The organism is Amycolatopsis sp. NBRC 101858, from assembly GCF_030269325.1.
Taxonomy (GTDB): Bacteria; Actinomycetota; Actinomycetes; order Mycobacteriales; family Pseudonocardiaceae; genus Amycolatopsis; species Amycolatopsis ponsaeliensis.
This window is the reverse complement of record NZ_BSTD01000002.1, coordinates 613,943-633,557: the sequence shown is the minus strand read 5'-3', so window position 1 is coordinate 633,557 and position 19,615 is coordinate 613,943. Positions and strand designations below refer to the sequence as shown.

The 19,615-nt window shown below is 73.1% G+C and carries 19 protein-coding genes and 1 pseudogene; 11 read left to right on the top strand and 9 right to left on the bottom strand.

The window, feature by feature from the left end; translation table 11 throughout:
- Positions 1-125: 125 nt before the first annotated feature.
- Positions 126-1,151 (top strand): ABC transporter substrate-binding protein, encoded by a 1,026-nt coding sequence (locus QSK39_RS16240; RefSeq protein WP_285478568.1) that lies wholly within the window; start codon positions 126-128, stop codon positions 1,149-1,151.
- A gap of 11 nt (positions 1,152-1,162) precedes the next feature.
- Positions 1,163-1,372 (top strand): MbtH family protein, encoded by a 210-nt coding sequence (locus QSK39_RS16235; protein ID WP_285478567.1) that lies wholly within the window; start codon positions 1,163-1,165, stop codon positions 1,370-1,372.
- A 63-nt stretch (positions 1,373-1,435) separates the two neighbouring features.
- On the opposite strand, the gene QSK39_RS16230 is transcribed toward QSK39_RS16235, so the two are convergent.
- The 3 genes from QSK39_RS16230 to QSK39_RS16220 are packed head-to-tail and all read right to left on the bottom strand — an operon-like array spanning position 1,436 to position 5,768.
- Positions 1,436-3,187, bottom strand: a complete 1,752-nt coding sequence (locus QSK39_RS16230) for an ABC transporter ATP-binding protein (protein ID WP_285478566.1) — start codon at positions 3,185-3,187, stop codon at positions 1,436-1,438.
- Positions 3,184-4,854 carry an ABC transporter ATP-binding protein gene (locus QSK39_RS16225; RefSeq protein WP_285478565.1) on the bottom strand — a complete coding sequence of 557 codons (1,671 nt, stop codon included), beginning with the start codon at positions 4,852-4,854 and terminating at the stop codon, positions 3,184-3,186. Before QSK39_RS16225 ends, QSK39_RS16230 begins: the two co-directional genes overlap by 4 nt.
- Before the next feature lie 53 nt (positions 4,855-4,907).
- Positions 4,908-5,768, bottom strand: a complete 861-nt coding sequence (locus QSK39_RS16220) for a DMT family transporter (protein ID WP_285478564.1) — start codon at positions 5,766-5,768, stop codon at positions 4,908-4,910.
- 44 nt (positions 5,769-5,812) lie between these two features.
- Between QSK39_RS16220 and QSK39_RS16215 the strand changes: the two genes are divergently transcribed.
- Positions 5,813-6,325, top strand: coding sequence for a DinB family protein (locus QSK39_RS16215; RefSeq protein ID WP_285478563.1), 513 nt, complete (start codon positions 5,813-5,815; stop codon positions 6,323-6,325).
- A 373-nt stretch (positions 6,326-6,698) separates the two neighbouring features.
- Positions 6,699-7,819, top strand: a pseudogene (srmL, locus tag QSK39_RS53000) (PheS-related mystery ligase SrmL).
- Here the strand turns inward: srmL and QSK39_RS16200 are convergent.
- Positions 7,775-8,332 (bottom strand): TetR/AcrR family transcriptional regulator, encoded by a 558-nt coding sequence (locus tag QSK39_RS16200; protein WP_502873296.1) that lies wholly within the window; start codon positions 8,330-8,332, stop codon positions 7,775-7,777. The pseudogene srmL and the gene QSK39_RS16200 sit on opposite strands and share 45 nt — an antisense overlap.
- 60 nt (positions 8,333-8,392) lie before the next feature.
- Between QSK39_RS16200 and QSK39_RS16195 the strand changes: the two genes are divergently transcribed.
- From QSK39_RS16195 to QSK39_RS16170, 6 genes are all read left to right on the top strand, one after another.
- The gene (locus QSK39_RS16195) at positions 8,393-9,355 is read left to right on the top strand and encodes a zinc-binding dehydrogenase (protein ID WP_285478559.1); all 963 of its coding nucleotides are present in this window, start codon (positions 8,393-8,395) and stop codon (positions 9,353-9,355) included.
- A gap of 16 nt (positions 9,356-9,371) precedes the next feature.
- Positions 9,372-10,082 carry an MBL fold metallo-hydrolase gene (locus QSK39_RS16190; RefSeq protein WP_285478558.1) on the top strand — a complete coding sequence of 237 codons (711 nt, stop codon included), beginning with the start codon at positions 9,372-9,374 and terminating at the stop codon, positions 10,080-10,082.
- 131 nt (positions 10,083-10,213) lie between these two features.
- Positions 10,214-11,032: an ABC transporter permease gene (locus QSK39_RS16185; RefSeq protein WP_285478557.1), complete on the top strand. Its 819-nt coding sequence runs from the start codon at positions 10,214-10,216 to the stop codon at positions 11,030-11,032.
- Complete coding sequence (locus tag QSK39_RS16180) at positions 11,017-11,718, top strand: ABC transporter ATP-binding protein (RefSeq protein ID WP_285478556.1); 702 nt, start codon at positions 11,017-11,019, stop codon at positions 11,716-11,718. The genes QSK39_RS16185 and QSK39_RS16180 overlap by 16 nt, the downstream gene beginning before the upstream one ends.
- Positions 11,705-12,715 carry an ABC transporter substrate-binding protein gene (locus QSK39_RS16175; protein WP_285478555.1) on the top strand — a complete coding sequence of 337 codons (1,011 nt, stop codon included), beginning with the start codon at positions 11,705-11,707 and terminating at the stop codon, positions 12,713-12,715. Before QSK39_RS16180 ends, QSK39_RS16175 begins: the two co-directional genes overlap by 14 nt.
- Complete coding sequence (locus tag QSK39_RS16170; RefSeq protein ID WP_285478554.1) at positions 12,712-13,815, top strand: LLM class flavin-dependent oxidoreductase; 1,104 nt, start codon at positions 12,712-12,714, stop codon at positions 13,813-13,815. Before QSK39_RS16175 ends, QSK39_RS16170 begins: the two co-directional genes overlap by 4 nt.
- Here QSK39_RS16170 and QSK39_RS16165 read toward each other — a convergent pair.
- From QSK39_RS16165 to QSK39_RS16145, 5 genes are all read right to left on the bottom strand, one after another.
- The gene (locus QSK39_RS16165) at positions 13,812-14,414 is read right to left on the bottom strand and encodes a class F sortase (RefSeq protein ID WP_285478553.1); all 603 of its coding nucleotides are present in this window, start codon (positions 14,412-14,414) and stop codon (positions 13,812-13,814) included. The genes QSK39_RS16170 and QSK39_RS16165 overlap by 4 nt on opposite strands.
- A complete protein-coding gene (locus tag QSK39_RS16160; RefSeq protein ID WP_285478552.1) occupies positions 14,404-15,252 on the bottom strand; it encodes a DUF4397 domain-containing protein in 849 nt (282 codons plus the stop codon). The genes QSK39_RS16165 and QSK39_RS16160 overlap by 11 nt, the downstream gene beginning before the upstream one ends.
- A gap of 17 nt (positions 15,253-15,269) precedes the next feature.
- Positions 15,270-17,078, bottom strand: a complete 1,809-nt coding sequence (locus QSK39_RS16155; protein WP_285478551.1) for a glycosyl transferase — start codon at positions 17,076-17,078, stop codon at positions 15,270-15,272.
- 95 nt (positions 17,079-17,173) lie between these two features.
- A complete protein-coding gene (locus QSK39_RS16150; protein ID WP_284746599.1) occupies positions 17,174-17,959 on the bottom strand; it encodes an IclR family transcriptional regulator in 786 nt (261 codons plus the stop codon).
- A gap of 55 nt (positions 17,960-18,014) precedes the next feature.
- Complete coding sequence (locus QSK39_RS16145) at positions 18,015-18,605, bottom strand: TetR/AcrR family transcriptional regulator (RefSeq protein ID WP_285478550.1); 591 nt, start codon at positions 18,603-18,605, stop codon at positions 18,015-18,017.
- 87 nt (positions 18,606-18,692) lie between these two features.
- On the opposite strand from QSK39_RS16145, the gene QSK39_RS16140 reads away from it, so the two are divergent.
- Positions 18,693-19,610, top strand: coding sequence for an oxygenase MpaB family protein (locus QSK39_RS16140; RefSeq protein ID WP_285478549.1), 918 nt, complete (start codon positions 18,693-18,695; stop codon positions 19,608-19,610).
- The last annotated feature ends 5 nt before the right edge of the window (positions 19,611-19,615 follow it).

Genomic DNA, 19,615 nt, shown 5'->3' with positions numbered 1-19,615 from the left:
TTGCTTTTGGCAGGCTCACCTAAATAAGGTGTGCCTATCCTAAAAGCTTGACTGTGACATCCGGGCCCCCGGCCCGGGCCGGGGGCTCCGCCACCCGGAACCCCCGAAATCCTCGAAAGGTTCTCATGTCGGTGTTTCAAGGCGGTGCCGGGCTCAGCCGGCGTGGATTCCTGATCGGGACCGGCGGTCTCGCCGCGGCCGCGGCGCTCACCGCGTGCGGCAGCACCGACGACAAGGCCGCCCCGGCGTCCTCGGGCCCGTGGGAGTTCACCGACGACCGGAACCAGAAGGCCTCCCGCGACCAGCGACCGTCCCGCGTCGTGGCCTACGCCAGCTCGGCCGCCGCCCTGTGGGACTATGGCGTCCACCCGCTCGGCGTGTTCGGCCCGCAGAAGACGGCCGACGGCGCCAAGGAGATCCAGGCCGGCAACATCGACCTGAGCGCCGTCACCTCGATCGGCAACGCCTGGGACGACTTCAGCATGGAGAAGTTCGCCGCGCTGAAGCCGGACCTGGTCGTCACCGGCCTGACCGGCACCAAGCCGACCGACCTGTGGGTGCTCAAGGACGACCTCGGCGCCAAGGTGCAGGCGATCGCGCCGATCGTCGCGCTGTCGGAGTACAAGGTCACGCTGCCGAAGGTGATCGAGCGCTACGAGCAGCTCGCCGTCGCGCTGGGCGGCGACGCGAACTCCGCCGCCATCAAGAAGGGCAAGGACGACTTCCAGAAGGCGTCCGACGACCTCAAGGCCGCCATCAAGGCCAAGCCGGGCCTCAAGGTCCTCGTGGTGTCCAGCGACAAGGACAACCTGTACGTCTGCAAGCCGGAGTTCTTCGCGGACCTGGCGTACTACCGCGACCTGGGCCTCGACATCATCAACGGCGCGGGCCCGGACGACTACTTCGAGACGCTCAGCTGGGAGCAGGCGGGCAAGTACCCGGCCGACCTGATCCTGAGCGACAGCCGCACGTTCGCGCTGTCGCGCCAGCAACTGGCGGCGATCCCGACGTGGGCGCAGCTGCCCGCGGTCAAGGCGAACCAGCTCGCCGACTGGTCGACCGAACCCCGGTTCAACCCGGTGCTCGCGGCCCCGGTCATCCAGAAGCTGGCCGAGGTCGTCAACGGCGCCCGCACGGACATCACCGCCTGAGGAGGCCTCGCATGACCAACCCGTTCGAAGACCCGGCCGGTACGTACCTGGTGCTGGTCAACGCGGAGAACCAGCACAGCCTGTGGCCGGAGTTCGTGGAGGTCCCGCCCGGCTGGACGGTCGCGTTCGGCCCGGCCGCCCGCCAGGAGTGCCTGGACCACGTGGAGGCGAACTGGACGGACATGCGGCCGAAGTCCCTGGCCGACGCCATGGACACCTGACCCTTCTCCGAGGAAAGCGCCGGGAGCTCGTTGGCTCCCGGCGCTTTTCGCGTTGCGGACGGGTCAGGTGCGCTGGCCCGACCAGGCCGCCCAGAGCTTCGCGTACTGGCCACCCGCCGCGACCAGCTCGTCGTGCGTGCCGGACTCGACCACCGCGCCCGCGTCGAGGACCACGATGCGGTCGGACGCCGCCGCCTGGGTGAGGCGGTGAGCCACCACCAGCGCCGTCCGGCCTTCCAGGGCCGCCGCGGCCGCGGACTCCAGGACGCGCGAACCCGCACTGCCTGCCTCCGCCGTCGCCTCGTCGAGGATGGCGATCGGCGGATCGGCCAGCACCAGCCGGACCAGCGCCAGCTGCTGGGCCTGGGTCACCGTCAGCTGGTGACCGCCTTCGCCGACCACCGTGGCCAGCCCGGCAGGCAGACTGTCCACCCAGGACAGTGCGCCCACCTTCGCCAGCGCCGTCCGCAGGTCCTCGTCGGACGCCGACGGGCGCGCGAGGCGGAGGTCTTCGGCCAGCGGTCCGGCGAAGACGTGGACCTCCTGGCTGATCAGCGCGACCGTCCGGCGCGTGGCCTCCGGGCCGAGCTCCTCCAGCGCCACTCCGCCCAGCGTCACCGAACCCGTGGCCGGCCGGTGGATCCCGGCGATCAGCTTGGCCAGCGTCGTCTTCCCGGCGCCGCTCGCGCCGACCAGCGCCACCCGCTCGCCGGGGGCGACGCCGAGGTCCACGTCGCGCAGCACCGGGTGACCGTCCACATAGGAGTAACCGGCTGCCGCCGTCTTCACCGACGCGTCCACCGGCCGCGCCGGCTGCGAAGGCGACGCCTCGGCGGGCAGGTCGGCCACGCCGATGATGCGCGCGAGGCTGGCCGCGGCCGCCTGCGCGTCGTCGACCAGGGCCAGCGCCGTCGTGATCGGGCCGAACAGGCTGTGGAAGTACAGCGCCGCGGCCGTCGCCACGCCGACCGTCACCGCGTTCGCCCCGACCAGCAGGAACCCCACGGCCAGCACGGCGGACAGCCCGGCGAACTCCGCCAGGTTGAGCCGCGCGTAGAACCGCGTCACCAGCCGGATCCCGCGCAGCGCCAGGTCGACGGCCGTGTCGGACCGCTGCCGCACCCGCTCCAGGTGCGTGTCCGCCAGCCGGAACGCCCGGACGGTCTTCGCGCCGCCGATGGTGTCAAGCAGCTGCTGCTGTTGCTCGCCGACAGCCTCGCGCTGACTCGCGTACAGCGGCTTCGCGCGCGGCACGTACCAGCGCACGGTCCACAGCTGGATCGGCACGGCGACCAGCGCGGCCAGCAGGAACCGCCAGTCCAGCACGGCCAGCGCACCGAGCGTCAGCACGACCGTCAGCACCGAGCGGCCCAGCTCGGGCAGCGCCTGCCGGACGCCTTCCGCGACGACCGAGACGTCGTTCGTGACGCGTGCGGTCAGGTCGCCGGACCCGGCGCGCTCGAGCTGGTCGAGCGGCAGGCCGAGGGCCCGTTCGACGAAGCGTTCGCGCAGCTCGGCCAGGATCGTCTCGCCCAGCTGCGCCACCAGCGACACGCCGATCGCGGTCGCGACGGCCTGCCCGGCCGCGACGAGGACCAGCTCGACGACCGGCGTGAGCAGTTCGGCCGCCGGCCGCCGCGTGGCGACGAGGTCGACGACCCGGCCGAGCAGGGGCGCGGTGAGGAGCCCGATCGCGGTGGCCGCGACCAGCATCGTGAACGCGGCCGCGGTGCGGCCCTTCGCCCGGCCGAGGAGCTCGCCGAGGACGGCGCGGATCCGGCGGCCGTCGGCCACGGGGAGGAGTTCACGGGTCATGACAGCACCGCCGCCCGGTAGTCGGCGCGACCGGCCAGGTCGGCGTGGCTGCCTTCGCCCGCGATCCGCCCGCCGTCGAGGAGGACGACTCGGTCGGTCGCGGCGAGCAGCGCCGGGCTGGTGGTCACGAGGATGGTCGTGCGGCCGCGCCGCAGTTCGGCCAGGCTCGCGGCGATCCGGGCCTCGGTGACGGTGTCGACGGCGGTCGTCGGGTCGTGCAGCACGAGCACCGGCGCGTCGGCCGCGAGCGCGCGGGCGAGCGCGACCCGCTGGCGCTGCCCGCCCGACAGCGACCGCCCGCGTTCGGTGACCGCGGTCGCGATGCCGTCGGGCAGCGCGCCGGCCACCTCGTCGACGGCGGCCGCGGACATCGCCTCTTCGCTGAGCGGCCCGGTCGCGAAGTTCTCGGCGACGGTCCCGGCGAACAGGTCCGCGTCGTGCGCCGCCACCAGCACCACCTCGCGGACCCGGCTCGGGTCCACAGTGGACAGGTCGACCGCGTCGACCGACACCGAGCCGGTCGCGGGGTCGGCGGCGCGGCCGAGGCAGTCCAGCAGGTCGGTCGCGGCGGCCGGGTCGGTGGCGACGACGCCGAGCAGCTCGCCGGGGCGGGCTTCGAACTCGACGTCGCGCAGCGCGCCGCGGCTGAGCGCGGACAGCCGGACGTGCCCCGCGGCCGGAGCGGGGATCGTGGCCTCGCCGGCGTCGACGGCGGGCGGAGCGTTCAGCACGTCGGCGATGCGCCCGGCCGACGCGCGGCCCTGGGCGAGTTCGCCGTTGACCCACGAGAAGATCGAGAACGGCGTGATCAGGTACTGCGCCAGGCCGACCGCGGCGACGAGGTCGCCGACGCTGATGTCGCCCGCCGCGGCGAGGTTCCCGCCGACGAGCGCGACGACGGCGATGAAGATGCCGGTCAGCGCGAGCAGCGCGCCGTTGTGCCAGGCCTGGGCGCGTGCCGCGCGCAAGGTGGCCCGCAGCGAATCCTGGCTGGTGCGGCGGTAGCGGTCGACGGCGGCGCGCTCGGCGCCGACGCCCTTGAGCACGCGCAGCCCGGCGACGAGGTCCGTGGCGATGCCGGAGGCGAAGGCGGAGCGTTCTTGTTCGGCTTCGCTGCGGCGTTCGAGGGGCTTGCCGACCAGGTGCGCCAGGTACAGCATCGGCGGCGTGCCGAGCAGCACGAGCAGGCCGAGCGGAAGGCTCATGGTCAGCAGCACGACGGCGCTGACCAGCAGCCCGGCCAGACCGGCGACGCCGAACGGCAGGACGCCGTTGAGCTGCCCGACCCGTTTCGCGTCCGACGTCCCGATGCTCACGAGCTCGCCCGCGAGGTTGCCGGCTTCGGCGCCGCCGCCGGGGTGCAGCACGCGACGTCCGACGTCGAGGCGCAGTTCGTGGGCGGCGCGTTCGGCAGCACGCTCACCGAAGCGGGCCCCGAGGCGGTAGCTGGTCGACAGCGCGGCAAACAGCACAGCCAAAACCGCCAGCCAGAAGAGCAGCGTGCCCACCGAGCCGTCCGCGACGGCCTGGTCGATCACCACGCCGATCACCACCGGAACCAGCGCTTCGCCGCCCTGGTGGCCCGCGGTCAGCAGCGAAGCGAGCGCCACCGATCGTCGTTGCCCGGTGATCGAACGGCGGAGGACTTCCCGTCCGGTCGTGCTCACCCGCGCCTCCCTGTCCTGTCGTGGGATAGGTAAGGCTAGTCTAAGTAAACAAGTTACGGGAATACGGTCGGCTTCGTCTCATTTCCCTCGGTCGCCGGCTCTCCGAAGCGCGCCAGCGCGAGCGCGGCCGCCACGGCGAGGGCGAACCCCGCGATCGCGACGACGGCGAACCCGGGCCGGGTGCGGTCGCCGAGGACGAGCACGCCGACCAGCGACGGGAAGACGGTCTCGCCGAGCACCATCATCGCGGTGCTGGTGGTGACGCTGCCGCGTTGCAACGCCGTCGCGTAGAACAGCATCGCCATCCCGCCCGCGACGGCGACGGTGTAGGTGGCCGGGTCGGTGAGCAGGTCCAGCGGGGCGAGGCTGGGGATGATCCGCCCGGCGATGGCGACGACGCCGAAGCTGAGCCCGGCGACGAGCCCGAGCGCGGGCGTCCGCACGCGGCGGCTCGCCTTGCCGGCGACGATCCCGGCGGCGGCCAGGACGGCGACCGCGCCGATCAGCCCGAGCCGGAAACCGAGCCCGACCGGGTCGGAGCCCTCGCTCTCGGCGGCCGCGCCGAGCAGCGCGAGCCCGGCGACCACGACGGCGACGGCGGCCCATTCCTTCCGGCCGAGCCGGACCCCGAGGAACCGCGCGGCGACGGCGGTCACGGCGAGGCTTGCGGCGAGCGCGGCCTGCACGACGAACAGCGGCAGGACGTGCAGGGCGGCGATCTGCGCGACGAAGCCGAGGACGTCGAGCGAGAGGCCGAGCACGAACTTCCACTGGCCCAGGACGCGCACGAGCAGCTTCGGGTCGACCCCGCCGGACCCGGAGTCTTCGGTCGCCTGGGCGGCGACGGACTGCATCACCGAAGCGACGCCGTACGCGATCGCGGCGCCGAGGGCGCAGAGGAGTCCCCACCACATGCCGATCACTCTATTTTGTCGGACCCGTGCGATACTTTCCGGTCATGTCGAACACAAGTTCGAAGACGCATCGGTCCTGGCCCGCGCGGCTGGCGTGGGACGAGCTGCGCCTTCAGCTGGACTTCCTGCAGTTCCTCCGCGCGACGGCGGTGAACAAGCTGGCGGGGCTGCCGGTCGCGCAGGCGGCGGCGACGCCGTTGCCGACGTCGCCGCGGCTGAGCGCGCTGGGGGTGGTGAAGCACCTGACGGCGGTCGAGCGGTGGTGGCTGTCGATCGAGACCGGGGGAGCGGACCTGCCGTCGCTGTGGGTGGGCTCGCCGGACCCGAGCTGGGACCTGGCCCCGGACGACACACCGGCCTCGGTGGTGGCGGCGTACAAGGCCGAGTGGGCGCGATCGGAGAAGGCGCTGCGCCGGGTAGGCCCGGACGACCGCACGCGGCGGCGGGGGGAGTTCACGGTCCGGTGGGTGGTGGCTCATGTGGTCCAGGAGACGGCGCGGCATGTGGGGCATTTGGATTTGCTGCGGGAGCTGGCCGATGGGGAGGTGGGTGAGTAAGGGGGTCTCCGGGGGGGTGCGGGGAGGGGGGAGGGGAGGCCGGGTGAGGTCCTCTGGGTGGCGTGCGGTTCCTTGCCGGCTGGGGTCCTGTGCGCTCTCGTGCCTGGCGGCCGTTCCCCGGGCCGCCGGTGGGAAATTCGCGTGACAGGCCCGGCTAACCTGGGTTCGTGGCCGTCGCTGCGGAGTACCGCCGATTTACCGGCCCCCTGGCCCTTTCCAGGTGCCAGCGGGGTTTCGGTGCCATGCCCGCGCTTGCCGCTGCCTGAACGGCGTTGCCGCCGCGCGTGGATCGGCCACAGCCGAACTGAACCTCGCCTGGTGTCCGGGTCAGGGGGAGCAATCACCCCGTCCCGTTCACCCAGGAGGTTCCGTCATGCCCAAACTTCTCACCCCCACCCAGCTCACCCGTGACCTCGCCGTCCGCGATCTCACCGATCGCGCGGCCGGTCCGCATGCCGTTCAGCTCGTCGTCGAACGGGCCGTCGCCGCCGTCGGAGGACCGCGTACCGAAGTGCGGTGGTGGCCGGGTGATCGGGTCGTCACCGTTGCCGACAACTACGACCACCTCGGCTACGACCCCGCCGACGTCACCCGCGACGCGCGCTACACCCGCTACGTCGACGCGGACCACGTCCTGCGCAGCCACTCCAGCGCCATGGTCCCCGCCGCGCTGCGGGCGCTCAAAGCGTGCCCGGCCGATGACGTCCTGCTCGTCTGCCCCGGCGTCGTCTACCGGCGCGACAGCATCGACCGGCTGCACACCGGCACTCCGCACCAGCTCGACCTCTGGCGCATCACCCGCACCGAAGAGCCCGACCTCGACCAGCTCGTGGCCGCCCTCGTCGAGCACCTTCTGCCGGGACGCCGGTGGCGGCTCGAACCGCGCCGTCATCCGTACACAGTGGACGGTGCCCAGCTCGACGTCGAGCACCGCGGTGAGTGGGTCGAGATCGCCGAATGCGGGCGAGCGCACCCGCCGTCCTCGCTCGCGCCGGCCTCGGGGAGGGCTGGTCCGGGCTCGCCCTCGGCCTGGGCCTCGACCGGGTGGTGATGCTGCTCAAGGGCATCCCGGACATCCGCCTCCTGCGGTCGGCGGACCCGGCCGTCGTCGCGCAGCTCGCCGATCTCGCGCCGTACCGTCCGGTGTCGGTTCTCCCGCCGGTGCGCCGCGACCTCTCCATCGCGGTGGCGGCCGACGACCGGGCCGAGGACCTCGGCGATCGCGTCCGCACCGCCCTCGGCGACGACGCCGACGTCGTCGAGCGCGTCGAAATCCGCCAGGAGACGCCGTGCGCGCAACTGCCGCCCCAGGCGCTGGCCCGGCTCGGCGCCACCGAGGACCAGAAGAACCTCCTGGTGCGGATAACCCTGCGCCCGCTGGACGCGACCATGTCGGACCGTGAGGCGAACGTCCTGCGCGAACGCGCGTACGCAGCCCTGCACCAGGGTTCAGGCTCGCAGGCCCCGGAGAGCGAGCGCGGCGAAGCGCCGTGAAGCCACGACACGCGCAGCGGGTGACGGCGCCTGGATGCCGCTGTTGGCCATGAGGATCAGGACCAGGTCGTCCAGGACGACGTCGGGGCGCACCTGCCCGGCCTCCTGGGCGCGGCGGATCAGCTCGGCGATCGAGCGCAACGCCCGTGCGCGGTCCGCGGCGAAGTCGATCGCGTGCGGGAACGCCGAGACGAAGGCCGCGGTGAAGCCCCGGTCGCGGGCGTGCAGCTCGCAGAGCCGCTCGACCATCGAGGCGAAGCCGTGCCACGGATCGGGGTCGGCCAGCCCTTCGTCGACGATGGCGTAGCACGCCCGCATCTGGTCCGCGAACGCCTCGGTGACCAGCAGCTCCTTGGTCGGGAACCGGCGGTACAGGGTCGCCGGCCCGACCCCGGCGCGCCGGGCGATCTCGCGCATCGGCACGTCCAGGCCGTCGGCGGCGAACACCGCGCGGGCCGCGTCGAGGATGCGCTCGCGGTTGTCGCGGGCGTCGGAGCGCAGCAGGTGAGACAACTGATCGGCCACGCTCTCACTTTAGCCAAGTGGACGCCGGCGTCCACTACCGTCGGGTGCATGAAAGCAGTTGCGGTGCAGGCGTTCGGCGGTCCCGAAGGGCTGGCGGTCATCGACCTCCCGGCCCCGGAACCCGCCGAGGGGCAGGTGCTGATCGCCACCGAGGCGATCGGCGTGGGCGGCGTCGACGCCGTGATCCGCAGCGGCGCCCTCGCCGCGTACGGGTTCCGGGACGGGCACATCCTCGGCGGCGAGATCGCGGGCACGGTGACCGCGACCGGGCCGGGCGTCGACCCGGACTGGGCCGGACAGCGCGTGTGGGCCTTCACCGGGGTGGGTGGCGGCTACGCCGAGCAGGCGGTCGCCCCGGCCGAGACGCTCGTCCCGCTCCCGTCGGCGACGTCCGCCGCCGACGCGGTGACGCTCGGCAGCTCCGGCGCCGTGGCCCACTTCGGCCTCCGCCACGCCCACTTCGCCCCGGGCGAGTCGGTGCTGGTCCGCGGCGCGGCGGGCGGCATCGGCATCATGGCGGTCCAGCTCGCGGCGCGGGCCGGGGCCGGCGCGGTGGCGGTCACGACGTCGTCGCCCGAGCGCGCCGACCGCCTGCGCGAGCTGGGTGCGACCCGCGTACTGGACCGCGCGGGCGAGGGGACGGCGGACACCTACGACGTCATCCTCGACGTCGTCGCCGGCCCGGGGCTGCCGTCGTTCTTCGCCAAGCTGAGCCCGAACGGCCGCCTGGTGGCGGTCGGCGCGGTCGCCGGCGACCCGCCGAGCGACTTCGGCAAGCACCTGTTCGCGGCCTTCCAGAAGTCGCTGTCGTTCGCGACCTTCAGCGCCAACACCGTGCCCCAGGCCGACCGGCGCGCGGTGACGGCGGACCTGTTCGCCGCGGCGAACCGGGGCGAGCTGACCTCGGTCGTGCACGAGGTGCTGCCGCTGGAGCAAGCGGTCCTGGCGCACCGGAAGATGCACGCCGGAGAGGTGTTCGGCCGGATCGTGCTGACCCCGGCGAAAAGCTGACCCGTAGGGTGTGGCCATGGCAGATGGGCTCTACTTCCGGCAGCTGCTCGCCGGGCGGGACTTCGCCGTCGGCGACCCGGTCGCGACGCAGATGGTGAACTTCGCCTACCTCATCGGCGACCGGGACACCCAGGACGCGGTGATCGTCGACCCGGCCTACGCCGTGCAGGACCTGCTCGACGTCCTCGACGCCGATGGCATGAGGCTCACCGGCGTGCTCGCCACGCACCACCACCCCGACCACGTCGGCGGCGCGATGATGGGCTTCGAGCTGCCCGGGATCGCCGAGCTGCTCGCGCTCCGGCCGGTGCCGGTCCACGTCAACGGCGCCGAGACCGAGTGGGTCCGCCGGGTGACCGGGGTCGAGCCCACCGACCTGCGCGCGCACGACCACGACGACGTCCTCGAGGTCGGGTCGATCCCGGTGCGGATGCTGCACACCCCCGGCCACACGCCCGGCAGCCAGTGCTTCCTCGTCGAGGACAGGCTCGTCTCCGGCGACACGCTGTTCCTCGAAGGCTGTGGCCGCACCGACTTCCCCGGTGGGGACGCCGAGGAGATCTACCGCAGCCTGCAGGCCCTCGCCGGCCTGCCCGGCGACCCCGTCGTCTACCCCGGGCACCAGTACTCGGCCGAACCGTCGGCCGCGCTGTCCGACGTCAAGCGCACCAACTTCGTCTACCGGCCGCGGTCGCTCGACGAGTGGAAGGTCATGTTCGGGGGCTGAGACCGTTCCACGGGGTGAAACCCGCCGTGTTCACGGACTGGGAGTGAGCGTCCACGGATTGACTTCCCCGCGAACGGGCTCGAAGCTCGGGATCACGCAAGCCCGAACATCCCCGTCCCCGGGAGAAATCCGTGTCGATTTCCTTCACGGGCGTGCTTCCGCGCGCCCGGAAACGCGCCGAAGGGTCGCCGCGCCGGACCGTGCGCCGGCTCGACCTGCGGCGCTGGATCAGCCCGGTGGTGCTCGTCGCCGCCTGGCAGATCGCCAGCGCCACCGGCGTCCTGCCGCCCGACAAGCTCAGTTCACCGTGGACGGTGGTGCAGGCCGGCGTCGAAGTCGCGCGCAGCGGCGAACTCGGTGACGCCTTCGCGGTGTCGCTCGGCCGCGTCGGTGCCGGGTTCGCGATCGGCGCGGTCATCGGGGTGGTGCTGGGCATCGTGTCCGGGCTGTCCCGCTGGGGTGAGGTGCTGGTCGACCCGCCCGTGCAGATGCTTCGGACACTGCCGTTCCTCGGCCTGATCCCGCTGTTCATCCTGTGGTTCGGGATCGGCGAGGAAACCAAGATCGTGCTGGTCGCCCTCGGCGTGGCCTTCCCGCTCTACCTGAACGTCCACTCGGGAATCCGCAGCGCCGACCCGAACCTCGTCGAAGCCTCGCGCGCGCTCGGGTTCAGCCGGGCGGAACGGCTTTGGCACGTGGTGATCCCCGGCGCGCTGCCGCAGGCGCTCGTCGGTCTCCGGCAGTCGCTCGGCATCGCCTGGCTGGCGCTGATCGTCGGCGAGACGGTCAACGCCGACGCCGGCGTCGGCTACCTCATCAACAACGCGCGCGAATTCCTGCGCACCGACGTCGTGGTCGTCGGCCTAGTCCTGTACGCCCTGCTCGGCCTCGTCACCGACGCGCTGGTCCGGCTGCTCGAACGGAGGGTGCTGCGGTGGCGAACCCGGTAGCCGAGGTCTGTGACCTCACCAAGAGCTTCGGTGAGCGGACCATCCTCAGTGGACTCGACCTGACGGTGGAGCGCGGCGAGTTCGTCGCCCTGCTCGGCCGCAGCGGCTCGGGAAAGTCGACGCTCCTGCGCGTGCTGGCCGGTCTCGACGACGACGTCGAGGGCCGCGCGGACGTGACCGGCACCGTCTCGGTCGCCTTCCAGCAGCCCCGGCTGCTGCCGTGGCGCAAGGTCTGGCGCAACGTCGTCCTCGGGCTGCGCCAGGACGGCGTTTCGAAGGCCCGCAACCGCGCGCTGGCCGAAAAGGCCCTCGGCGAGGTCCACCTGACCGACCACGCCGACGACTGGCCGCTCACCTTGTCCGGCGGCGAAGCCCAGCGCGTGTCGCTGGCCCGCGCCCTGGTGCGCGAACCCGATCTGCTGTTGCTCGACGAACCTTTCGGCGCACTCGACGCGCTCACGCGGATCGCGATGCACGGGCTGGTCCTGGACCTCTGGCAGCGCCACCAGCCCGGCGTGCTGCTCGTGACCCACGATGTCGACGAGGCCCTGCGGCTCGCCGGGCGGGTCCTGGTGCTCGACGGCGGGCGGATCGTGGCCGAGCACCGGCCGCGCGAAGCCGACCACGACGACCTCCGCCGGCGCGTGCTGGCGGACCTGGGAGTGACCGAAGATGCAGTGGCGTAACGGAATCGCGCTCGTCGCGGCGGCACTGGTGCTCGCCGGGTGCGGCTCGGCGACGAGCTCGGGGCCGGCCGCGGTGCCGGGCCCGGTGAGCGCGGCCGACCTGGCGAAGGTGACGCTCAAGGTCGGCGACCAGAAGGGCGGCGTCAAGTCGCTGCTCACCGCGGCCGGCCAGCTCGACGGCACGCCGTACAAGATCGAGTGGTCCACGTTCACCTCGGGACCGCCGCTGCTCGAGGCGGCTTCGGCGGGCGCGATCGACATCGGCCGCGTCGGCAACACGCCGCCGATCTTCGCCGCCGCGGCGAAGGCCAAGATCGCGGTGGTCAGCGTCGCGCGCAGCAACGTCGAGCGGGAGACCATCCTCGTCCCGCCCGATTCGCCGCTGACCGACGTCGCCTCGCTGAAGGGCAAGACGGTCGGTGTCGCGAAGGGCAGTTCCGCGCACGGCCAGCTGCTGAACACACTGCACAAGAACGGGCTGTCCACCAAGGACATCAAGGTGAGCTTCCTGCAGCCGGCCGAGGCCTACGCCGCGTTCACCCAGCACACGATCGACGCGTGGGCGATCTGGGACCCCTACACCGCGCAGGCCCAGATCGAGGCCGAGGCGCGGGTGCTCGCCGACGGGCGCGGCGCCTCCAACGGGCTGGCCTTCGAAACCGCGAGCACCGCGGCGCTGGCCGACCCCGGCCGGAACTCGGCGATCCGCGACTTCGTGATCCGGGTGGTCAAGGCCCAGAAGTGGGCCGACACGCACCGCCCGGAGTGGGCAGCAGCGTGGGCCAAGGAGACCGGGCTCAAGCTCGAAGTGGCCCAGAAGGCCGTCGACGCGGGCCGCGACCAGCCGATCGCGCTGGACGACTCGGTCGTGCAGTCCGAGCAGCAGCTCGCGGACGCCTTCACCGAGGAGAAGACTCTGCCGGGCAAGGTGGACTTCGCCGCGTTCGCCGACCGGCGGTTCGCCTCCGACCTGGACCAGGCGAGGAGCAACGGATGAGCATCAGGCTGCACTGGTTCCTGCCCACCAGCGGGGACGGCCGCACGATCGTGGAACGCTTCCACGCCAACCGGTCCCAGGGCCCGTCGGCGCAGCGCGAACCCGATCTGGACTACCTCGCCCAGGTCGCCCGCGCCGCCGAGCGCCAGGGCTTCGAAGGCGTCCTGACGCCGACCGGCACGTGGTGCGAGGACGCGTGGCTGACCACGGCCGCGCTGATCCGCGAGACGACCCGGCTGAAGTTCCTGGTCGCGTTCCGCCCCGGCGTCATCTCGCCGACGCTCGCCGCGCAGATGGCCGGCACGTTCCAGCGCCTGTCGAACGGCCGGGTGCTGCTCAACATCGTCACCGGCGGTGACGCGGTCGAGCAGCGGCGCTTCGGCGACTGGCACGACCACGACGCCCGGTACGCGCGCACCGACGAGTTCCTCACCATCGTCCGCGGCGTCTGGTCCGGGCAGCCGTTCACCTTCGAGGGCGAGCACCTGCGCGTCGAAGGGGCGACGACGCTGGCCGCGCCCGACCCGGTGCCGCCGATCTACTTCGGCGGGTCGTCGCCGGCCGCGCTGCCGGTCGCGGCCCGGCACGCCGACGTCTACCTGACCTGGGGAGAGCCGCCCGCGCAGGTGGCGGAGAAGATCGGCAAGGTCCGCGAGCTGGCCGGCGACCGGCCGGTCCGCTTCGGCGTCCGGCTGCACACGATCTCGCGCGACACCTCGGCCGAAGCGTGGGCGGAGGCGCAGAAGCTGCTCGACGCGCTCAGCCCGGAGCAGGTCGCCAAGGCCCAGGCGCAGCTCGCGGCGAGCGAGTCGATCGGGCAGCAGCGGATGGTCGCCCTGCACGGCGGCCGGACCGAGGGCGGCGTCCGCGGGCTGGAGATCCACCCGAACCTGTGGGCCGGTGTCGGCCTGGTCCGCGGCGGCGCGGGCACCGCGCTGGTGGGCAGCCACACCGAGGTCGCCGACCTGATCGAGGAGTACCACAGCGTCGGGGTCACCGAGTTCGTGCTGTCGGGCTACCCGCACCTGGAGGAGGCGTACTGGTTCGGCGACGGCGTCCGGCCCGAGCTGGCCCGCCGCGGGCTGATCAAGGAGTTCTAACCCCAGCGGGTCGAGGCGTAGACGACGATGTTGTCGCGATAGGACCGTTTCGCCGCGTCGAAACTGCCGCCGCAGGTGATCAGCCGCAGCGCGCTGCCCGGCGCGGGCCCGTACACCGCGTCGGTCGGGAACGCGTTCTTCGGGTAGCGCTGGACGGTGTCCACGACGAATCGGGTCTCCTGGCCGTCGGAGCGCGCGACGAACACTTGGTCGCCGTCGCGCAGGTCACGCAGCCGGAAGAACGGCGCCGGCCCGGACCGGGAGTCGACGTGGGCGGCGATCACCGCCGGCCCGGGGTCTCCCGGCACCGGGCCGGCGGCGTACCAGCCGACGTCTTCGAATCGTTCGGGTGCTTCCAGTTCGTGGTCGGCACCCAGGCCGAGCGGGACGAGCGCGGGCGCGTCCACGCCGATGGCGGGGATCCGCAGCCGCACCGGGCGGACGTCGGCGGCCGGGGGCAGCGGCTGCGGCCCGCCCGCCACGGTCGTCGGCGTCGCCGGAACCGAGGACGACGCCGGCGGCGCGGGCTGGGCCGGAGCCGTGGCACAGCCCGCGGCCAGCACGGCCACGACCAGGAGCACGACCGGCTCAGCGCGCACGCGCCGCCCAGCGCCGGATGAAGAACGCGCCGAGCAATCCGGCGAGCAGGAACGCCGGCCACAACGGCATCCCGGACGACGGCGCCGTGCCGCCGCCCCCGGTCTCGACGCCGAGCTTCGGCGGTTCGGGCAGCGACCCGCCGTCGGAGATCGGGTTCGCCTTGAGCGCCCCGGCGTTCTCGGTGACCAGCAGCGTCGTGGACGTCCCGGCCTTGACGTCGACATCGGCGGTGGACTTCACCGAGCCGCCGGACAGCTGCAGCGGCCAGCGTCCTTCCGGAACGTCCACATAGGACGACGTCTGGCCGTAGGCGGCGTCCTTGGCGAGCGAGACGCCCTGCGGGCCCTCGACGCTGACCGGCGCGATCGCCGCCGACCCTTCGACCACCCGGACCCGGCCCTTGCCGGCGCCCGGCGCGGTGAGGTCGTCGGTGACCAGGTCGCCCTTGAGCGTCCCGTCCGGGCCGTTCGCGAAGACCAGCAGCGAATAGGCGCTGCGCTCGGCGACGTCGATCGTCGCCGACAGCGCCGGCGGGGTGCTGGACGCGGCGTCGGCGGGCCGCATCGACAGCGTGTACTTGCCGGGGTCGAGCGAGGAGTACGGGGTGACCGCGCCGTAGCCCGCCTTGCGGATGACGACCTTTTCGGCCTGGCCGAACGGCGCGAAGTAGATGTCCACCGGCGGGACCTTGGGGGAGAGGTGCCCGACCCGGATCCAGCCGACGCCCGGGCCGGGGGCGGTCGCCGCCTCGGCCGTCACCGGCGTCAGCGCGACGAGCAGGAGGGCCGCGGCGGTCAGCCCGCCGGGTCTGAGCAGTCGCTGGGGCAGAGTGCGCATCGGAAGGCCTTTCACCGTCAGGGGGAGGAGAACGGGACGAGCAGTCCCGGGGGCGCGAACAGCGGATAGGTGACGAGCACGCCGTCGCCGGTCCGGACGACCGACGACGGGCGGAACAGGTCGCGCTGGCCGGTGTAGAACGCGGCCGCGCCGTCTTCGCCGCCGGTCAGCAGGACCCGGCGGCGCGGTTGCCCGGCGGGGTCTTCGCCGGGAACCTCGGGGAACGCCGCGACCCGGACCGGCCCGAGCGCCGCGAGCGCGGCAATCGTCGCGATCAGCCGGGGGTCGACGCGGCCCGCGCGGAGCACGGCGCCGGCGTCCGGGGCGAAGGTGATCCGAGCCGACGCCTGGAGGGCCTCCCCGGCGTGGGCGCGCGCCGAGGACTCCGACGGCGCGCCCGGGTCGGCCGGCGGCAGGCCGAGGCGCGAGACGGTGACGCGGCGGTCGCCGGTGCCGAACACGGCGGTCGCGCCGGAGTTGTCGAAGGCGGCTTCGAGCGCCGGATAGCGCTGCCGGAGGTCGGTCGCGTCATCGGCGAAGACGGCCCACTCGGCAGGCGGGCACGCGGCCGCGCACGCGGCGGGCGCGACGAGCATGCCGGTCGGCCAGCCGGCCTTGGCGAGCTCGGCCCAGGCGGCGTCGTCGACGAGGACGCGGGAGCCGGAAGCGTTGGCCCGCAACCACTCCTGCGCGTCGGCCAGCGGCCCGCCGCGGTCGGTCGAGGGCCGCAGCGCCGGGTAGCCGTACACCCAGCCGGCGGCGACCATCGCGATGAGGACGACCGCCGCGAGCGCGACGCCGGTTCCCCGCTTCGCCTCCCACCGGTGGGCGGGGGTGCGCTGCCGGGTCACCGCCTGCACGACCCCGGCCAGCAGCAGCGGGGTCACCGGCAGCAGCAGCGCGAGCACGGCGGTGTCCGGCACGCCCGGCACGGCCAGGGTGGCGGCGAGCAGCAGCCCGGACACGGCGAACGGCCGCAGGGACGTCACGGCGAGCGCGGCCACCAGCGCGACGGTCGAGAGCACCGCCCACGCCGGGTCGAGCGCGACCCAGTCGGCGACCGCCGGGCGGCCCGCGGCCGCGAGGTGCGGCCGGAGCAGTCCCGCCGCCGGGCCGAACGCGATGCCGAGCCCGAGGTTGAGCAGCACCGCCACCAGCGCGGCCCGCACGGGCGCGCGCCGCACCAGCAGCCAGCCGGCCGCGGGCAGGAAGAACAGCGCGAGCGGCGAGGTGAGCACCGCGGCCAGCAGGCAGACCGCGGCCAGGATGTCGTGCCGGATCCGGGCGTCGGGCCTGGTCACGAGCACCAGCGCGCCCAGGGCCCACACCACCGCCAGGTGCTCGACGACGACCAGCCGCTGCAGGCCCAGCGCGAGCGGCGACGCCGCGAGCAGCAGCACCGCGGCCGCCGCCGCCCACCGCGTCAGGCCGAGCCGGCGCGCGAGCACCCACAGCAGCACGACACCGATCAGCGCGGCGACGAGCGTCGTCTCGCGGACCGCCGCCAGCGCCGTGGCCGAGCGGCCGAACGCGTCCGAAACCATCGTGTAGGCCGACAGCTGCCACCAGCCGAACGGGCTGACCCCGGCCCCGCCCGCGTCGGTGAACGGCGTCAGGTGGCCGAGCGCGTAGGCGTGGGCGACGTTCGCGGCTTCGGCGGGCAGCGCCGGGTCCGGGGCGGCGAGGTAGAGCACCCGCAGGCCGCCGGTGAGGGCCAGCAGCGCGAGCACGATGTCGAGCGACAGCAGCCGGTGTCCGGCCGCCGGTTCGGATAACGTCGCGGGGGAGCGGCCCGAGAACGTCGTCCCCCAGCTGTGCTGGGCCATTCGACGGATCGTAGCCGCTCACGATCACCCGTCCAGCTCGGGACGGTCACGTCAGCCGGACGGCCTAGAGATCCGAAAAGCCTTGTCTCGCAAGATTATTTCCGACTGTCTCGAGTGGATCCGGAGAGTGTCCGGGTCAACGCCAGTGCGACCGTGCGGACGGCGGGGGCAACCCGTTCGGTCCGCATCCGGTTGGCCCAGCCGGAGATCGACACCGCGGCCACCGCGACACCGCGGGAATCGAGCAGCGGGCTGGCCGCGCACACGACGCCGACGCCGGATTCCTCGCGTTCCAAGGCGATTCCCTCCTCCCGGACCCGGGTGAGCTGCCGGCGCAACAGGCCGGGCACGGTGATCGTCTTGGGACTCATCCTGGGTAATCCGGCGTCGATGACCTGCTTCACCACGGATTCCGGAGAAAACGCGAGGATCGCCTTCCCAACCCCCGTGGCGTGCGCGGGGAACCGGCCGCCGATGCGCGACGGCAGCGTCGGCGCGTCCGGGCCGCGGAGCACGTCGAGGTAGACGACTTCGGTGCCTTCGAGGATGGCGAGGTGGACGGTGTTGCGCGTGGCTTCGCGGAGGTCGGCGAGGTACGGGCGCGCCGCTTCGACCAGTCCACGGCGGGGCGAAGCGAGTTGGCCGATTTCGAACAGCCGCAGCCCGAGCCGCACCGCGCCGTCCTCGCGGGTGAGCAGGCCGGTTCCGGCGAGGTGTCCCACCAGCCGGTGCACGGTCGTCTTCGCCAGCCCGGTCCGGCGGGCCAGCTCGGAGACGCCGAGGGCGTCGTCGCCCGGCCGGAAAGCTTCCAGGAGCGCGGCGAGCCGGGCCGCGACGAGACCGTCGCCGCTCGCGCCGTCGTTCCGCCCAGCGGTACGCATGGGTTGAGTGTGCCTGATCTTCCCCGTCACTGTCACCAGGGCAGCGGAGGTGAGGTCAGTGGTCGTCGGCGCCGAGCACGAGCCGCACGCAGTGGGCGACGAGCCGCTCACGGGAGACCTTGAGCGAGCCGTCGAGGTAGGCGATGAAGACGTTGCTCAGCGCCCCCACCAGCCCGACCGCGACCATCTGGCGCTCGGTCTCGTCGCCGTGCGACAGCTGCTCGCCGACGAGCGCGGCGAACACCGGCAGCAGGTGCAGGCCCCGGCGGGTGAGCGCGGGGTCGGTGAGCGGCGCGAGCAGCAGGATCCGGCCCCGGCGGGGGTCGTCGACGATCAGCTCGACGAACGCGCGCACGGCGTGCTCGGCCCGCAGCACCGGGGTCGGCGCGTCCCGCACCGCATCGACGAGCGCCTGTCGGGCCCGCTCTCCGACGTGCTCGTAGACCGCCGCGACGAGCTCTTCCCGGTCGGCGAAGCTCTCGTAGAAGTACCGCTCGGTGAGCTTCGCGTGCCGGCAGACCGCGCGCACGCTGGTCGCGGCCGAGCCTTCGGTGCCCAGCAGCTCGAGGCCCGCGGACACGAGCTGCGCGCGCCGCTGCGCCTTCCGGTCGTCCAGGGTCGTGCCCGCCCACGTGCGGCCCGGCATGATCGCTCCTCGGTTGACTACGTGTGTTGTCAGATCCTAGCCTGACAACAGCCGTAGTCAGTTCGAGACTCGACGAGGAGCCGCCCGATGACCCCGCAACCGCTCGGTCCCGACTCGCTGACCTGGAAGTACTTCGGCGACTGGCGCGGCCTGCTCATCGCGTTGTGGGCGGGCTCGATGCAGAACATGCACCCGGGTCTCGGCGCCGGCGTCGAGCAGCACTCGCGGTTCTTCGAGGAGCGCTGGCAGCGGCTGTTCCGCTCGCTCTACCCCATCGGCGGGGTCGTCTACGACGGTCCGCGCGCCCACCGGACGGCCCTCGAAGTCCGCGGCTACCACGACCGCATCAAGGGCGTCGACGCGAAGGGACGGCGGTACCACGCGCTGGATCCCGACACCTACTACTGGGCGCACTCGACCTTCTTCGTCAGCACGATCCTCATCGCCGACCACTTCATGGGCGGCATCGGCGAGGCGGAGAAGCGGCGGCTGTTCGACGAGCACGTCACCTGGTGGCGGATGTACGACATGACCCTGCGGCCGGTGCCGGAGAGCTGGGAGGACTTCCAGCGCTACTGGAAGCACATGTGCACCGAGGTCCTGGAGGACAACAAGGCCACCCGCGACGTCCTCGACCTGCGCGGCATCGCGAAACCGCCGTTCCTGCCCTGGCTGCCGGACGTGCTGTGGCGCCCGGTCAGCGTCCTGATCGCCCGCAATTTCGTCTGGCTGACGACCGGGCTGTACGACCGCGAGATCCGCGACCTGCTGGGGTTGCGCTGGTCCGAGCGGGACGCGCGGCGGCACCGGCGGGTGGGGAAGCTGATCGACGCCGTGTTCAAGCTCGTCCCGCACGACCGCCGCTACCACCCGCGGGCCCGGGCCGGCTGGCGCCGGGCGCGCGGCGAGGTGGCTCCGGACGCCGCCTTGGTCGAGACTCCACGGAGGAACCTGCCGCCGCTGTCGGAGCGGGGCAAGCCCGAGCACTACGCGCCGAACGTCTAGGAGGC

Coding starts and splice junctions, on each gene's coding strand:
- QSK39_RS16240 (WP_285478568.1), top strand. CDS start 126: ATGTCGGTGTTTCAAGGCGGTGCCGGGCTCAGCCGGCGTGGATTCCTG.
- QSK39_RS16235 (WP_285478567.1), top strand. CDS start 1,163: ATGACCAACCCGTTCGAAGACCCGGCCGGTACGTACCTGGTGCTGGTC.
- QSK39_RS16230 (WP_285478566.1), bottom strand. CDS start 3,187: ATGACCCGTGAACTCCTCCCCGTGGCCGACGGCCGCCGGATCCGCGCC.
- QSK39_RS16220 (WP_285478564.1), bottom strand. CDS start 5,768: ATGTGGTGGGGACTCCTCTGCGCCCTCGGCGCCGCGATCGCGTACGGC.
- QSK39_RS16215 (WP_285478563.1), top strand. CDS start 5,813: ATGTCGAACACAAGTTCGAAGACGCATCGGTCCTGGCCCGCGCGGCTG.
- QSK39_RS16195 (WP_285478559.1), top strand. CDS start 8,393: ATGAAAGCAGTTGCGGTGCAGGCGTTCGGCGGTCCCGAAGGGCTGGCG.
- QSK39_RS16190 (WP_285478558.1), top strand. CDS start 9,372: ATGGCAGATGGGCTCTACTTCCGGCAGCTGCTCGCCGGGCGGGACTTC.
- QSK39_RS16175 (WP_285478555.1), top strand. CDS start 11,705: ATGCAGTGGCGTAACGGAATCGCGCTCGTCGCGGCGGCACTGGTGCTC.
- QSK39_RS16170 (WP_285478554.1), top strand. CDS start 12,712: ATGAGCATCAGGCTGCACTGGTTCCTGCCCACCAGCGGGGACGGCCGC.
- QSK39_RS16160 (WP_285478552.1), bottom strand. CDS start 15,252: ATGCGCACTCTGCCCCAGCGACTGCTCAGACCCGGCGGGCTGACCGCC.
- QSK39_RS16155 (WP_285478551.1), bottom strand. CDS start 17,078: ATGGCCCAGCACAGCTGGGGGACGACGTTCTCGGGCCGCTCCCCCGCG.
- QSK39_RS16150 (WP_284746599.1), bottom strand. CDS start 17,959: ATGCGTACCGCTGGGCGGAACGACGGCGCGAGCGGCGACGGTCTCGTC.
- QSK39_RS16145 (WP_285478550.1), bottom strand. CDS start 18,605: ATGCCGGGCCGCACGTGGGCGGGCACGACCCTGGACGACCGGAAGGCG.
- QSK39_RS16140 (WP_285478549.1), top strand. CDS start 18,693: ATGACCCCGCAACCGCTCGGTCCCGACTCGCTGACCTGGAAGTACTTC.